Source organism: Chryseobacterium soldanellicola (assembly GCF_900100115.1).
In the GTDB taxonomy this organism is placed as follows: Bacteria; Bacteroidota; Bacteroidia; order Flavobacteriales; family Weeksellaceae; genus Chryseobacterium; species Chryseobacterium soldanellicola.
Window position 1 is genome coordinate 565139 of record NZ_FNKL01000002.1, and the last position, 13642, is coordinate 578780.

Here is a 13642-nt window from a genome sequence, read left to right on the forward strand (position 1 = left end):
GATCTAAAATTCAAAATTCAAAATTCAAAATTTAATTAAAATTTTATACATGGCATTCGACTGGTTTAAAAGAAAAGCAAAAAACATAACGACCTCTACTGATGAAAAAAAGGATGTTCCCAAAGGTCTTTGGCATCAGACGCCGTCAGGTAAAGTAGTTGAACATGATGAACTTAAAAGAAACAATTACGTTTCTCCTGAAGATGGATTTCATGTAAGAATAGGAAGTGCAGAATTTTTTGACATCCTTTTTGACGAAGGTAAATTTACTGAGCTGGATGCTAATGTTGAAAGCATAGACATCCTGAACTTTAAAGATACAAAGCCTTACGCAGACCGTCTGAAAGAAGTAAGAGCAAAGACAAAGCTGACAGATTCTATCAGAAATGCTGTAGGAACCGTAAACGGAACCCAAATGGTGGTTTCTTGTATGGATTTTGCTTTCATCGGAGGATCTTTAGGTTCTGTGATGGGTGAAAAAATCAGAAGAGCAATTGATTACTGCATCGAAAAAAGACTTCCCTATATGATTATTTGTCAGTCAGGAGGAGCAAGAATGCAGGAAGCGACTTATTCTCTGATGCAGCTGGCAAAAGTTCAGGCTAAATTAGCTCAGCTTTCAGAAGCGGGACTTTTATACATCGCCTACCTTTGCGACCCTACTTTTGGAGGGATTACTGCTTCTTTCGCAATGACAGCGGATATCATCATGGCAGAGCCAAAAGCGTTGATCGGTTTTGCAGGCCCAAGAGTTATCCGTGAGACAATCGGCAGAGATTTACCAGAAGGTTTCCAGACTTCGGAATTCCTTCAGGAAAAAGGATTCGTTGATTTCATCGTGAAGAGAACTGAAATTAAGGAAACTGTATCAAAAACAGTAAATTTATTAACCGTACATGCTTAAAATTTGTAACAAATACAATACAATCTCTCTCTAATTGGGGAGAGATTTTTATTTATGAGGACTTTCAAGATATTTTTTAATACGATCAGAAGTATGAGCTTTAAAAAGATCATGCGCCTTTTTTCGCTTATTTTGCCGCATCCTATATTTTCGTTATTAAGTTTTTATGCAACAGTTAAGGCTTTCACCATTGCTCAGAAAAAATTCCCTGAAACAGCGTCTAATAATGGGATCGGAAACGCGTTCAGACATGCGCTTTGGTGCTGTTTTATCCTGATGTACTGCTCTAAAGTATCTTCTCCTGAAAAAGCATTGAATTTCTGCAAAAGAATCACAGATATGCACGAAGAGCTGTTTCCCAACAAGCCTTTAGAAACAAAAATGGATCTTCATAATAATAAAATCGGAATGGATTATTTTATGGAGCTCTTACCCGGAATTCACCGCCAGTTTTTTGAGAAAAGCTTTTTTATTGATGGCTTGGAGAAAAAAATGAAGGACGCAAAGGTTTTAAAAAATCTGGATGATGATTTTGAGGGATTTTTAGTTTATTTAAATGAATAAAACGAAAGATGCTTCGATTCCGCTCAGCATAGCATCTCTAAAACTGACAGGTTTATTAGCCTTTTTTTGTAGAAATGCTATGCTGAGCGGAGTCAAAACATCTCAACATATATTTCTAAAATCAATTGAGCTTATATTTCTTGATTTTACATTAAATTTATTATCTTTTCTCAAATTTTAATTTAATCAAATGGTTCTCAGCAGAATTTGGTCCGCGTTTATTATCATTGCCATTGCTATTGCAAGTGTAAAATACATTTCGTCAAGTCATTACAAAACCATTTTTAATGATATGGTGGTGGGGAAAAGCGGTGATACGGTGCAGATTGCGACACAGAAAATGAATGCCCTCTCTCCTGTCATCCGAGACAGTCTGATGAAAACCCCAAATTTTGCGGATAGCAGAATTCACTATAAAACAGATTCTCTTAAGCAAAATGTAAAAGTTTACCGTGTTCAGGAGGCAGACGGCGTAATCAATACTTCGAAAACTGCCGTAGAAATTTGTATTGGTTTAATCGGAATTATGACGCTTTTCATGGGATTTATGAGCATTGCAGAAAAGGCAGGCGGAATTAACCTTTTAAGCAGATTTATACAACCTTTTTTCTCAAAATTATTCCCGGAAATTCCTAAAAACCATCCCGCTTTCGGGCATATGCTGATGAATTTCAGCGCCAATCTTTTAGGCCTGGATAATGCCGCTACTCCTTTCGGCTTAAAAGCAATGGAAAGCCTGCAAACCTTAAATCCGAATAAAGATACCGCCAGTAATTCACAAATCATGTTCCTTTGCCTTCATGCGGGAGGAATGACTTTGATTCCGGTTTCTATCATTGCAATCAGGGCTTCGATGGGTTCAAAAACACCGACGGATATTTTTCTTCCGTGTATGATCGCGACCTTTGCAGCGACTTTAGCAGCAATGATTATCGTTTCTTTATATCAGAAAATAAATTTGTTAAAACCCGTTGTTATCGCCTACGTTGGCGGAATTTCGGCAATTATTGCACTTTTGGTTGTTTATCTGGTTCAATTGAGTAAAGATGAGCTGGATACTTTCAGTAAAATTTTAAGCAACGGCTTGATTCTCTTTATTTTTCTGGCAATTGTTCTCGGAGCAGTTTACAAAAAGATTAATGTTTTTGATGCTTTTATTGAAGGCGCGAAAGAAGGTTTTACAACATGCGTTAAAATTATCCCGTATTTGGTTGGAATGCTGATCGCGATTTCTCTTTTGAGAACTTCAGGCGTTTTTGATGTTATTATCGACGGAATGAAATGGGTTACTTACAACGCAAACCTTGACGCAAGATTTGTAGACGGGCTTCCGACAGCTCTAATTAAGCCTTTATCCGGTTCCGGAGCTCGTGGAATGATGGTTGATACCATGTCAACTTTCGGGGCAGACAGTTTCCAGGGAAAACTGGCAGCAACACTTCAGGGAAGCTCAGATACGACATTTTACGTGATTGCAGTTTATTTTGGAGCCGTAGCCGTAAAGAATACGAGATATGCGGTAATTGCTATGCTTTTGGCAGATTTGGTTGGTGTTATTACTTCAATTGCTTTGGCGTATTTGTTTTTTGCATAAAAGTTGCTTGTTGTTGGTTGGTTGTTAATAGTTTTACACTGGATATGAGTTATACAAAACTTGACATTTATAATACTTCCTTCGAATTATTTATTGAAACGCATCGACTTACTTTTAAACTCCCAAAGCATGAAACATATGAATTGGGAAGTCAGTTGAGAAGATCTTCAGACTCTGTGGTAACAAATATTGTAGAAGGTTATGGAAGAAAAACTTATAAAGGAGAACTCATTCGCTTTTCAGTTTATTCTCAGGGAAGTTGTGACGAAACAGTGTGTCATTTATCAAAACTAGCAATACTTTATCCCGAATTAAATTCAGAGTTTAAAAATAAAGCAGAACAATACCAACTCTTAGGAGGAAAAATAAATAATTTCATAAAATACGTCCAATTAAGTTGGCGATCATAAACAAACAACCAGAAACTATCAACAAGCACCCAGACTATGATAACAGATAAAGAATTCACATTACGACTGATCCGTCAATTAACTCAGGCATTAGAAAAATTGATTTTGGACAAACCCGAAGAAAGTTTAATGCAGAAAGAATTGGATTTTGATTCTTTAATGAAAGATATTTTTAAAATTGATTTTAAGGAAATTTCATCTAAATCGAAAGAAGAAATCATTGCAATCGTCAATGAAAGACAGGAAAGAGACCATAAAGATTATTACGAAATGCTCGGAAACCTCTTCTATTTTACAGGAAAACAAACCAACAATATTGATTTCCTTGACAAAGCAAAAACGTTTTACGAATTATATCTTCAAACCAGCGGAATTTTTGCACTTCCCGTTATCAACAGAATCAACGAAATAAAAAAAGCACTTGAATAAAAGTGCTTTTATATTTTAGAATGTAATTTTATACGTTCCGGTGGAAGATGTGCTTGCCTTTTCGGCTTTTACATATTTTTTAACCCAAGCGACGGCGTTCGATGTGATACAGGGATCAGAAGTTCCGCCAGACCTTCTTGCGGAGACTACGTTTCCGGCTTTATCAACCGTGTAAGCCACTGTAATTGTTCCACTTGCTGTACAATTGTTTGCGGGTTGCACGCCGCCCCTTCCCATTGTTCCGGGAATATAGCCTACTAATTTTCTGTCAATTCCTACTTTACTGTCGCCATTTCCGTCTCCACCTAAAGGATCGCCTGCATTTCCTATTCCGTCGCCTGTTCCCTGGCTTCCGGCTTTTGTTCCTCTTCCTTTAATTAAATTTCCGATGGCTGCAGTTCCTTTTCCGTCGCCATTTCCTGTTTTTGAATTGGCAGTTGTCGCGCCGGATTTTTTGGTGTTTTTAGAAGCAGAAGTACTTGTTGCTGCTTTTTTATCAGATTTTTTGGATTCTTCTTTTTTCGGAACCGATACTTTTGAGTTATTCCCTGTAATGATTTTCTCTTTACTTTCAGCTTTTTTTGTTTCAGGCTGAGGCTCAGGTTTAATAATTGTCTTTGTTTCAGGAACAGCAGTCTCAACAGGCTCCCGAGTAACTTCCTCCGTCGCTGCAGCTAAGCTTCCCGGCTGATCGGCAGGTTCTTCAACACCCTTTCCGTTTCTGTTGTCGCCAAAATTGACAAGCATCGTTGTAACCACCTCATCAGGTTTCTGATCGAGTTCCGGTTTTAATTTATAAAGAAAAACGAACAGCAAAATGGCAGACCAAATAAGGACAGAAAGCAATGCGCTTTTTATCCTGTCTCTGTTGTGCTCGTCCTTGCTTACAATCTCACTTCTCATCTTCCAATAATGTTTTCCCGTATTCTGATCCGGGTTATTATTTATCTTTAACTGTCGCAATGGCAATATTAAATTTATGCTTTTCAGCGATTTCCATTACAAAAACAACGTCTTTATGCAGTGTATTCTCATCCGCTCTTATCGTGAAAGATTTGTTGGCCTGATTTGTTAATTTATTGACAATCGTTGGTTCCAATTGCCCGCTTGACACAGGATTATCATCCACGAAAAAAGACCCGTCCGGCTTAATGCTTACCACCAAAGGATTAGGAATATTATCTTCAACCGCTCCCGCTTTTGGTAAATTAACCTCAATTGCGCTTTGATTGGCCGCAGATGAAGTAATCATGAAAAATATCAGCATCAGCAAGATAACATCCGTCATCGCTGCCAAACTGAACTCGGGGTTCGCTTTATTTCTTCTTTGAATTTTCATTTATAAAGGTTTGTTGATAAGATCTAAAAATTCGCCGGACATATTCTGTGCTTTCAATACAAATTTATCAATTCTTGTTAAAAGGATATTGTAGAAAAAGTTTGCCGGAATTGCCACTGCCAAACCTACCGCCGTTTGTCCTAAAGCCGTATAAATACCTTCAGACAATGTTTTTGGCGAAAAAGAACCTGACGCATGAGACAAATTAAAAAACGCGATAATCATCCCGATAACCGTTCCCAAAAGTCCTAACATCGGCGCAATACTCGGTACAACGGCCAAAAGGTTAAGATTTTTTTCCATGTTGGCGACTTCGATCTGCGCCTGAGATTCCATGGCGCTTACAATATCGGAAACAGGACGTCCCAGTCTTGCGATTCCTTTTTCCAGAATCCTTCCTTCAGGAGAATTTTGTCTTTTACAATAATCCAGTGCAGATTCCATTTTGCCTTCTCGGACGAAATCTTCGATGTTATTCATAAAGTTGGAATCCGTTTTTGAAGTTAATCTTTTAATGAAGAAAAACCTTTCAAAAAACAGATACACAGAAAATACACCAAGCAGTAACACGGTCACCATCACTATTTTAGCGAAAGCACCTCCGTGAAACATGATTTTCCAAAATGAAAATTCTAAATCGTCTGTTGCAGCTGCAGGTGCAGCAATTTGTGCAAATAAAATCTGAGTAAGTTCCGTTAGCAGCATTAATGTGTGTATTTATAATAGTTTTAAACGACAAAAGTAATTGAATATTATTAATTCTTGTCTTAAAAATTGCTTAAAAACAACTTAAAATTATGTTATGGTATTGCAAACAGCAAATTTCTCTCCAAAAAGAATTTGAAAAGAAATTTCTATAAAAATATTGAGCGAAGAAGTTTATTCTTCGTCTACAACAATCTCGTCTTGTTTAAATTCGCATTTTAATCTAAATGGGATCGGCGTGTCTGACCCTGTGTAGAAATCATCAATGTTTCCTTTCCAGATTACTTGCAGGACATCGTTTTCATTTTTTTCGAATTGAAGCTCATTATCGTAAATAAAAGCTTCTTCATCGTCAAAAAGATCCACTTCTGTATAGGTTTCCTCATCGGAATCATTGATCAATATTGATTTCCCTTCAATTTCCCGGGAATCGATCGGAAAATCGAAAATTTCCAGAGAAAGCTGCGGAAAATTGTACTGTAATGAATCATCTTCAACATGATCCAAACCATCATCCGTAATGATTTCAACCTCAAGAAAATGTTCCTGGTTACTGTAAACCGCTTTACAATAAGTATTTCTTATATTGTATGTCAGCGTTTCGTCCGGATGGTAAATTTTTAAAATCCCTTTCATTATTTCTTAAAAAAGAGCTGTAATAATATGATTGTTAAACGTTTTCAGCAAAGATAAAAAATAGATTGAATGTGAAAAATATTTTGAAAATTATTTTTGCTAAAATCCCAGATCTTTACCATCTTGTTTTTTAATTATCTACTTTTGTTTTTTAAAGATTCCGAAAATGAAAAACCTTTTAATTAAAAGCATCATAGGTTTAGGCTTCGCTGTGAGCCTGATTTCCTGCAAAAAGTCCGATTCTCCTTTAACGAAAGTTACTCCTACAAATCTGGATTCTATTGCCGCTAATTATTATGAGCAATATTTAAAATTATATCCTCTTGATGCAACTTCGCAAGGGGATTTAAGGTATAATGACCAGCTTCCCATCAACATTGACAAAGATTTTATATCAGGCGAGGTTGCTTTTTATAATTCTGTTCAGAAACAATTGGAAAATGTTGATTATAAAGATCTTTCTGACGATGATAAAGTGGTTTATGATGTTTTGGATTATACTTTAAAAGATAAAATTGAGGCATACACTTACCATCCGGAATATATTCCTTTCACCCAATTTGGAGGATTGCCGTTAAATTTCCCGTTGTACGGGAGCGGACAGGGAAGCCAGCCTTTTAACACAGAAAAAGATTACGAAGACTGGTTAAAAAGAATGGATAAATTTCCTTTATGGATGGACGCTGCGATAGAAAATTTCAAAGAAGGAATCAATAATAAAGTGGTTTTGCCTAAAAAACTGATCGTAAAAATGATTCCTCAAATGAAAGCCGAAGAAATTATCACTCCTGATTTTGAAAAAAATATTTTCTACGGACCGATTGAAAAATTCCCAAAAGATTTTACACAGGCTCAAAAAGATAAATTTACAAAACTTTATCAGGAAGCTATTTCTAAAAAAATCATTCCGGCTTATATCAAAATGGGTAACTTTTTAGAGAAAGAATATCTACCAAAAGGAAGAGATACAGACGGTTACAACAGCCTCCCGAACGGAAGCGAAATCTATAAATATTATGCGAAAAGCTGGACAACAACCAATAAATCTCCTGAAGAAATCAATAAAATCGGACTTCAACAGGTTGCGATGCTTCGAGGAGAAATGGAAAAAGTAAAACAGCAGGTCGGCTTTACAGGAACATTGGAAGAGTTTATTAATTTCGTAAAAACCGATCCGAAAGCGATGCCTTACAAAACATCAAAAGAAGTTTTGGCCGGATTCAATGGGATTTTAGCTAAAATAAAGCCAAAGCTGAAAACAATGTTCAGCGTAACACCGAAGACGAAATTTGAGATCAGACAAACCGAAAAATTCAGAGAAGCGAGCGCGAGCGCAGAATATATCCAGGGAACTCCAGACGGAAAAAGACCGGGAATTTTCTATTGCCCACTTCCCGATCCTGCAAAATTTAATGTAACCTCAGGAATGGAGTCTCTTTTCCTGCATGAAGCAATTCCGGGGCATCATTATCAGGTTTCTTTGCAGCAGGAAAACACAAAGCTTCCGAAATTCATGCGATTTGGCTGGTTTGGAGCGTACGGTGAAGGCTGGGCGCATTACTGCGAAACTTTAGGCCCGGAATTCGGGTTGTATACAGATCCTTATCAAAAAATGGGATATTTAAGCGATCAAATGTTGAGAGCCGTAAGACTGGTTGTCGACACCGGTTTGCACACCGGAAAAATGACAAGAGAAGAAGCTATTAAATATTTCTTAAACAATATCGCTTACGACGAAGCCGGAGCCACAGCCGAAGTGGAAAGATATATGGCGATGCCCGGACAGGCTTTGGGCTATAAAATCGGGTCATTAAGAATCCGTGAACTAAGAGAGCAATATCAAAAACAGCTTGGAAAAAAATTCAGTCTGGCGAAATTTCATGATGAAGTTTTGAGCCAGGGCTGTCTTCCTTTGGATGTTTTGAACAGAAAAATGGAGCTTTGGGCAAAGAAGCAGAAATAAAAAATTTTAAAAGAGATTCAAAAATCTAATAATTTTAACGGAGCGGTTTAATAATTGCTTCGTTTTTTATTTATAAACATAAATATGAAAAAAATTTTCTCTGTACTAATCTTCTCTTTTTGCCTGTCTTTATTTTACAGCCAAAGTAAAAGGGTATTCAATAGAATTGATTCATTGACCTCCGCAAAAGAGGTCGAAGAATTTATCCAAAATGATCGTAATAAAATAAGTAATTACTTAAATGTTGAAGATAAAATAAATTATGATTGGTATTGTCAAGTAATTGCTGACAGTCTTGATTTAAAACAAAACTGGGAAAAAGCAGATTTGACAATAACGGGCGGACAGATCTTTTGGTAACCGGACATACTTCGGAAGGAAATGAAACCATATATATTTTAGACAAAGGAGATCATTTTGAATCTAAAAATATTAGCAAAGGAAAACTTTATGAGCAATGTTCATTTTCTTCAGTAAAAGATAATACAATAGAATATTACAGTGTGAAAATTCTTAACAGACAAGGCTATTTAAGCAATTTAATTAAAGAAAAACTCATTTATAAGTATGAAGGATTTATTGAGGAAAATACAAACCCAAAAAGGCATAATATTTTAGAAATGCAATTTGAAACTTCAGGCTCGTACTGGAATAGCTACGTTTTAAAAATGGAAATAGTATCTAACAGAGATATAATATGGGTTACCAAAGACGATGGTTTTTTAAGATCTGGTGTTTACACATCAAAACTTTCAATGGAAAAATTTAAAGAAATTGTAGATTTACTTAATTATATCGATTTTGAAAATCTTAAGGATGAATACGAAGTAGGTTATTCTGATGCTGCAACTACACGTCTTAAAGTAACTTATGACAATTTAAAAGTAAAAAACATAAGTGATAACGGAGGCATGGGCACCAGAGGACTACGAAAGCTTTATGATATATTAATTGATTTGAAGCTAAATCAACAATGGACAAAACTATAAAAAATGATAACAGAAAGTCTAAAATCTCTCTACACAAGAGATTTAAATACATTAAAAACAGAAATTCAAGCTTATAAAAACGAAGAAACGCTTTGGGTAATTGAAAATAACATTTCAAATTCTGCCGGAAATCTTTGTCTTCATTTGGTGGGAAACCTCAGTCATTTTTTCGGAGCCGTTCTCGGAAATTCGGGATACGTCAGAAACAGGGAACTGGAATTTTCATTAAAAGGCGTTCCACGAGCAGAGTTGCTTGAAAAAATCGATGAAACATTAAAGACCGTAATCAAAACGTTAGATCAACTTAATAAAGAAGACCTGGAAAAAGACTATCCTATCGAACCTTTAGGATATAAAATGACCACCGAATATTTCCTGATTCATCTGATCGGTCATTTGGAATATCATCTAGGACAGATCAATTATCACAGAAGGTTGCTGGACGTGTAATAATATTCGTCAAAAATCTTTAAATTTTCGCTAATCCCCTCTCAATGAGGGGAAATTTGCAACTTTTATTCTTATTCTTGTTTGTCGAACATCATTTTTGTAATAAAATCTTTCTCCCCTTTTCCTCTTGCGGGAGAATATTCTCTTCCGTAGAAAATAATCTGAAGGTGAAGCTTATTCCAGACTCTTTCCGGCCAGATGCTTTTCGCGTCTTTCTCTGTTTCTACAACGTTTTTTCCTGAAGTAAGCCTCCATTGCGTCATTAGCCTGTGAATGTGCGTATCAACCGGAAAAGCAGGAAATCCAAAGCCCTGGCTCATTACCACAGAAGCTGTTTTGTGACCAACTCCGGGCAACGCTTCCAGTTCCTCGTAAGTCTGAGGTACAACACCATTATGCCTTTCCAGTAAAAGCTCTGCCATTCTTTTCAGGTTTTTGGCTTTTGTATTTGAAAGTCCGATTTCTTTGATTAATTCTTTGATTTCTGAAACCTCCAATTTTGCCATTTTTTCCGGCGTTCCGGCCACTTTGAAAAGATTAGGCGTAACCTGATTCACTTTTTTATCCGTTGTCTGCGCAGAAAGTGCCACAGCAACCATTAAAGTATAAGGATCGGTATGTTCTAACGGAATAGGAACTTCCGGATATAATTTTTCTAATTCGACCTGAACGAGCTCAGCTCTTTGTTTTTTTGTCATGTAAGAACTAAATTTGAGCAAAATTAAACATTATGCTTACAATTGGAGACAAATTACCAGAATTTGAAGGAATAAATCAAGATGGAGAAACGGTAACTTCATCAAAGTTAATCGGAAAAAAATTAGTGATCTTCTTTTATCCTCAAGCCAACACTCCAACATGCACTGTTGAAGCCTGTAATCTGAGTGATAATTATTCTAAACTGGAAAAAGCAGGATTTCAGCTATTGGGAATAAGCGGAGATTCTGTAAAAAAGCAGAAAAATTTTCATAGTAAATTTGCATTTCCGTATGATCTGATCGCTGATGAAAATCACGATATTATTGAAAAATTCGGGGTTTGGCAGGAGAAAAAGACGTTTGGAAAAACCTATATGGGAATTGTAAGAACTACTTTTATTTTTGATGAAAAAGGAATTTGCGAAAGAGTAATTGAAAAAGTAACTTCAAAAACGGCGGCTGAGCAGATTTTGGAAGGATAAGATATATTGCTTTTGTCCTTCTGACGAAGGAAAAATCTCTGAATTATATTTTATAAAATCAATAGGAACGGGCTTTAGCCCGTTTTTCAATTAAAAAAATCAACAAGGCTTTAGCCAAAACTTATATTTAAAGCATTAATTTTAGAGATTCTTCCTTCGTCAGAATGACAAATATTGTGGAAAATTATTCCGTTTCATAATACATCAATTCCTCTTCATCGTTTGGAAGAGTTACGTGTTTTATGAATTTTAAACCTAATTTTTCGATTAATTTTTGTGAAGAAAAATTGTCTTTCGAAGTAATTGCAGAGATCTTTTTTAACCCAAAATCATCCATTCCGATTGATTTTACTTTAACTGCAGCTTCGTAAGCGTATCCTTTTCCTTCAAATTCTTCCAAAAGAGAAAACCCGATATCGACAATATCCAATCCTTCACGTTCAAAAATTCCTACGCCGCCGATTTTGTGATTTCCTTCTTTTGTAACCATTAAATAATTCCCGAAACCTAATTTTTCAAATTGCGGCAAAAACCTGTTTTTAATATAATCTTCAGCGTCGCCAATTGTTTTAATACTGCGGTCACCAATGAATTCTATGAATTTTGGTCTGTTATAAAGATCGAAAATAAATTCGGCATCATCCAATGACATGGGACGGATGATTAATCTTTCAGTTTCGTAAAAATTATTTTCGTTTTGTGGATTTGGCTGGTTTTTTTTTAGGCTCATCTTTTGGTTCTTCTTTTTTCTCGATTTTTAAAAGCCTCGGATTATTGGTACACTTTTTATTGTAAAGCTCAATATACGGCCCGTTATCTTCTACATCAGTAATTTTTCCGGAAGCTTTATTGACCGCCAAAACGTAATGGGTTTTCTGATAGGGGCATTCTTTTGAGGTCAGCTTTCCCATTTCAAGATAATAATTGTTTTTATCATCAAAATAATTTCCTGCAACATCCTTAAATTCTTCATCAATCATATATCCGTCAATAGTTGCAGAAATAGCTGCTTCTTCCGCGTTATCCAGTTTTCCGATAAAGGTTTTTAACCCGGTTAAATCTGTTACATAATTGATTTTTCCTCCTTTTGAATAAACGATGTAATAAAAGCTGTCTTCATCCGGAAACATGTCAAATCCTGAAAACTGAGGCGTATAGTCTTTCTTGGTACCTGAAATTTTAATCTCCTGATCTTTGCCGTATTGGTTGTAATTCAGGACCCAAAAATCAACATCATCACTGGGAATAATTCTCTTTAAAACATTAGAAATACTTGAAAACTGTTTTTTTTCCTGAGCAAAAACTGAGATCCCTAAAGTAAAGATAATCAGTAAGCTGAGTTTCGTTATAATTTTTTTCATAATTCTAAAGCTTGCAGAAAGCATACCAATTATTTACATGAATTTTTCACCTTTCTTGAAGTTTTTAAGATCAAGAACGTAATCTTTTATCAGCTGGTCGTGCTCTCTTGGGCAGATAAGAAGAACTTTGTCGGTATCCACAACAATATAATCCTTAAGACCATCGATGACAACCATTTTATTATTATTTTTAATATGAACGATATTTCCTTCGGAATTGTATGTTAAAAGGTATTTTTGATTAATCGCATTGCTGTTTTCGTCTTTTTCTGCATTTTCGTACACCGAAGTCCACGTTCCGAGATCGCTCCATCCTAAATCCGAAGGAATAACGTAAACATTTTTCGCTTTTTCTAAAATCCCGTTGTCAATGGAGATTTTCTGAACTTTAGGATAAATAATTTCGATACAGCTCTGTTCGCTTTCGGCATTGTATTCACAGGCCTTAAAATGTTGTGTCATCTCAGGGAGATGGGTCTCAAAAGCGTGATGAATAGATTTTACACTCCAGATAAAAATTCCTGCATTCCAAAGGAAATCACCGCTTTCTAAAAAGCTTTGCGCGAGCTCCAGCATTGGCTTTTCGGTAAAAGTCTTTATCTTAAAATAAGATGAGTCTTTCTTTTCAACAAACTGAATATATCCGTACCCTGTATCAGGCCTTGTCGGTGTAATTCCCAAAGTAACCAGGTAATCATTCTTCGCAGCAAGGTCAAAAGCCAGCTCAACTTTTTGCAGGAAAATATCTTCCTTAAGGATCAAATGATCTGCAGGAAGCACGATCATAGTCGCATTCGGATCAATTTCGGCAATTTTATTTGCCATGTAAAGATTACAGGCAGAGGTATTTTTGGCCATCGGCTCGCCAATCACATTTTCTTCCGGAATTTCCGGCAATTGCTGATGAGAAAGTGATACATACTCTTTATTGGTAATCACAAAGATATTTTCGTTAGGAATGATCTTGCTGATTCTATCATAGGTCTGCTGAATCATTGTGCGCCCGGTTCCTAAAATATCCTGAAATTGTTTTGGAAATTTCTGTGTGCTCATAGGCCAGAATCTACTACCGATTCCTCCTGCCATAATTACACAGTATTTATCTGATCTTGACATGT

18 protein-coding genes are annotated in these 13642 nt (G+C 36.0%); 10 read left to right on the forward strand and 8 right to left on the reverse strand.

Annotated features, from left to right (window positions below; all coding sequences use genetic code 11):
• Window positions 1-49 precede the first annotated feature (49 nt).
• The 5 genes from accD (at window position 50) to BLT04_RS07425 (ending at window position 3901) form a co-directional block, all read left to right on the forward strand.
• Entirely contained in the window at window positions 50-904 is an 855-nt protein-coding gene (gene accD, locus BLT04_RS07400; RefSeq protein ID WP_089755151.1) for an acetyl-CoA carboxylase, carboxyltransferase subunit beta, read from the forward strand.
• 54 nt (window positions 905-958) lie between these two features.
• Window positions 959-1468: a DUF6973 domain-containing protein gene (locus tag BLT04_RS07405; RefSeq protein ID WP_089755152.1), complete on the forward strand. Its 510-nt coding sequence runs from the start codon at window positions 959-961 to the stop codon at window positions 1466-1468.
• Between the two features lie 190 nt (window positions 1469-1658).
• Window positions 1659-3062 carry a nucleoside recognition domain-containing protein gene (locus BLT04_RS07415; protein WP_089755154.1) on the forward strand — a complete coding sequence of 468 codons (1404 nt, stop codon included), beginning with the start codon at window positions 1659-1661 and terminating at the stop codon, window positions 3060-3062.
• Between the two features lie 44 nt (window positions 3063-3106).
• Window positions 3107-3472, forward strand: coding sequence for a four helix bundle protein (locus tag BLT04_RS07420; RefSeq protein ID WP_089755552.1), 366 nt, complete (start codon window positions 3107-3109; stop codon window positions 3470-3472).
• A 36-nt stretch (window positions 3473-3508) separates the two neighbouring features.
• Complete coding sequence (locus BLT04_RS07425) at window positions 3509-3901, forward strand: hypothetical protein (RefSeq protein ID WP_089755155.1); 393 nt, start codon at window positions 3509-3511, stop codon at window positions 3899-3901.
• A 15-nt stretch (window positions 3902-3916) separates the two neighbouring features.
• Here the strand turns inward: BLT04_RS07425 and BLT04_RS07430 are convergent, their stop codons facing one another.
• From BLT04_RS07430 to BLT04_RS07445, 4 genes are all read right to left on the reverse strand, one after another.
• On the reverse strand, window positions 3917-4804 hold the full coding sequence (locus BLT04_RS07430) for a ferric siderophore ABC transporter substrate-binding protein (protein WP_089755553.1): 888 nt from the start codon (window positions 4802-4804) through the stop codon (window positions 3917-3919).
• A gap of 37 nt (window positions 4805-4841) precedes the next feature.
• Complete coding sequence (locus BLT04_RS07435) at window positions 4842-5240, reverse strand: ExbD/TolR family protein (RefSeq protein ID WP_089755156.1); 399 nt, start codon at window positions 5238-5240, stop codon at window positions 4842-4844.
• The gene (locus tag BLT04_RS07440; RefSeq protein ID WP_089755157.1) at window positions 5241-5945 is read right to left on the reverse strand and encodes a MotA/TolQ/ExbB proton channel family protein; all 705 of its coding nucleotides are present in this window, start codon (window positions 5943-5945) and stop codon (window positions 5241-5243) included.
• Between the two features lie 174 nt (window positions 5946-6119).
• Window positions 6120-6581 (reverse strand): hypothetical protein, encoded by a 462-nt coding sequence (locus tag BLT04_RS07445; protein WP_089755158.1) that lies wholly within the window; start codon window positions 6579-6581, stop codon window positions 6120-6122.
• A gap of 166 nt (window positions 6582-6747) precedes the next feature.
• Between BLT04_RS07445 and BLT04_RS07450 the strand changes: the two genes are divergently transcribed.
• The 4 genes from BLT04_RS07450 to BLT04_RS07465 all read left to right on the forward strand — a co-directional run bounded on the left by BLT04_RS07450 (window position 6748) and on the right by BLT04_RS07465 (window position 9983).
• On the forward strand, window positions 6748-8544 hold the full coding sequence (locus BLT04_RS07450) for a DUF885 domain-containing protein (protein WP_089755159.1): 1797 nt from the start codon (window positions 6748-6750) through the stop codon (window positions 8542-8544).
• Window positions 8545-8628: 84 nt separating this feature from the next.
• Entirely contained in the window at window positions 8629-8904 is a 276-nt protein-coding gene (locus tag BLT04_RS07455; protein WP_089755160.1) for a hypothetical protein, read from the forward strand.
• A complete protein-coding gene (locus tag BLT04_RS07460; protein ID WP_089755161.1) occupies window positions 8898-9533 on the forward strand; it encodes a DUF6438 domain-containing protein in 636 nt (211 codons plus the stop codon). The genes BLT04_RS07455 and BLT04_RS07460 overlap by 7 nt, the downstream gene beginning before the upstream one ends.
• Window positions 9534-9536: 3 nt before the next feature.
• On the forward strand, window positions 9537-9983 hold the full coding sequence (locus BLT04_RS07465; RefSeq protein ID WP_089755162.1) for a DinB family protein: 447 nt from the start codon (window positions 9537-9539) through the stop codon (window positions 9981-9983).
• Window positions 9984-10054: 71 nt separating this feature from the next.
• Here the strand turns inward: BLT04_RS07465 and BLT04_RS07470 are convergent, their stop codons facing one another.
• Window positions 10055-10681, reverse strand: a complete 627-nt coding sequence (locus BLT04_RS07470) for an endonuclease III domain-containing protein (RefSeq protein ID WP_089755163.1) — start codon at window positions 10679-10681, stop codon at window positions 10055-10057.
• Window positions 10682-10713: 32 nt separating this feature from the next.
• Here BLT04_RS07470 and bcp point away from each other — a divergent pair, with 32 nt between their 5' ends.
• On the forward strand, window positions 10714-11163 hold the full coding sequence (gene bcp, locus BLT04_RS07475) for a thioredoxin-dependent thiol peroxidase (RefSeq protein ID WP_089755164.1): 450 nt from the start codon (window positions 10714-10716) through the stop codon (window positions 11161-11163).
• A gap of 184 nt (window positions 11164-11347) precedes the next feature.
• Here bcp and BLT04_RS07480 read toward each other — a convergent pair whose 3' ends face one another.
• The 3 genes from BLT04_RS07480 to BLT04_RS07490 are packed head-to-tail and all read right to left on the reverse strand — an operon-like array spanning window position 11348 to window position 13640.
• Window positions 11348-11893 (reverse strand): GNAT family N-acetyltransferase, encoded by a 546-nt coding sequence (locus BLT04_RS07480; RefSeq protein WP_089755165.1) that lies wholly within the window; start codon window positions 11891-11893, stop codon window positions 11348-11350.
• A complete protein-coding gene (locus BLT04_RS07485) occupies window positions 11850-12524 on the reverse strand; it encodes a hypothetical protein (RefSeq protein WP_089755166.1) in 675 nt (224 codons plus the stop codon). Before BLT04_RS07485 ends, BLT04_RS07480 begins: the two co-directional genes overlap by 44 nt.
• A gap of 33 nt (window positions 12525-12557) precedes the next feature.
• A complete protein-coding gene (locus BLT04_RS07490) occupies window positions 12558-13640 on the reverse strand; it encodes a mannose-1-phosphate guanylyltransferase (protein WP_228421919.1) in 1083 nt (360 codons plus the stop codon).
• Between the last annotated feature and the right edge of the window lie 2 nt (window positions 13641-13642).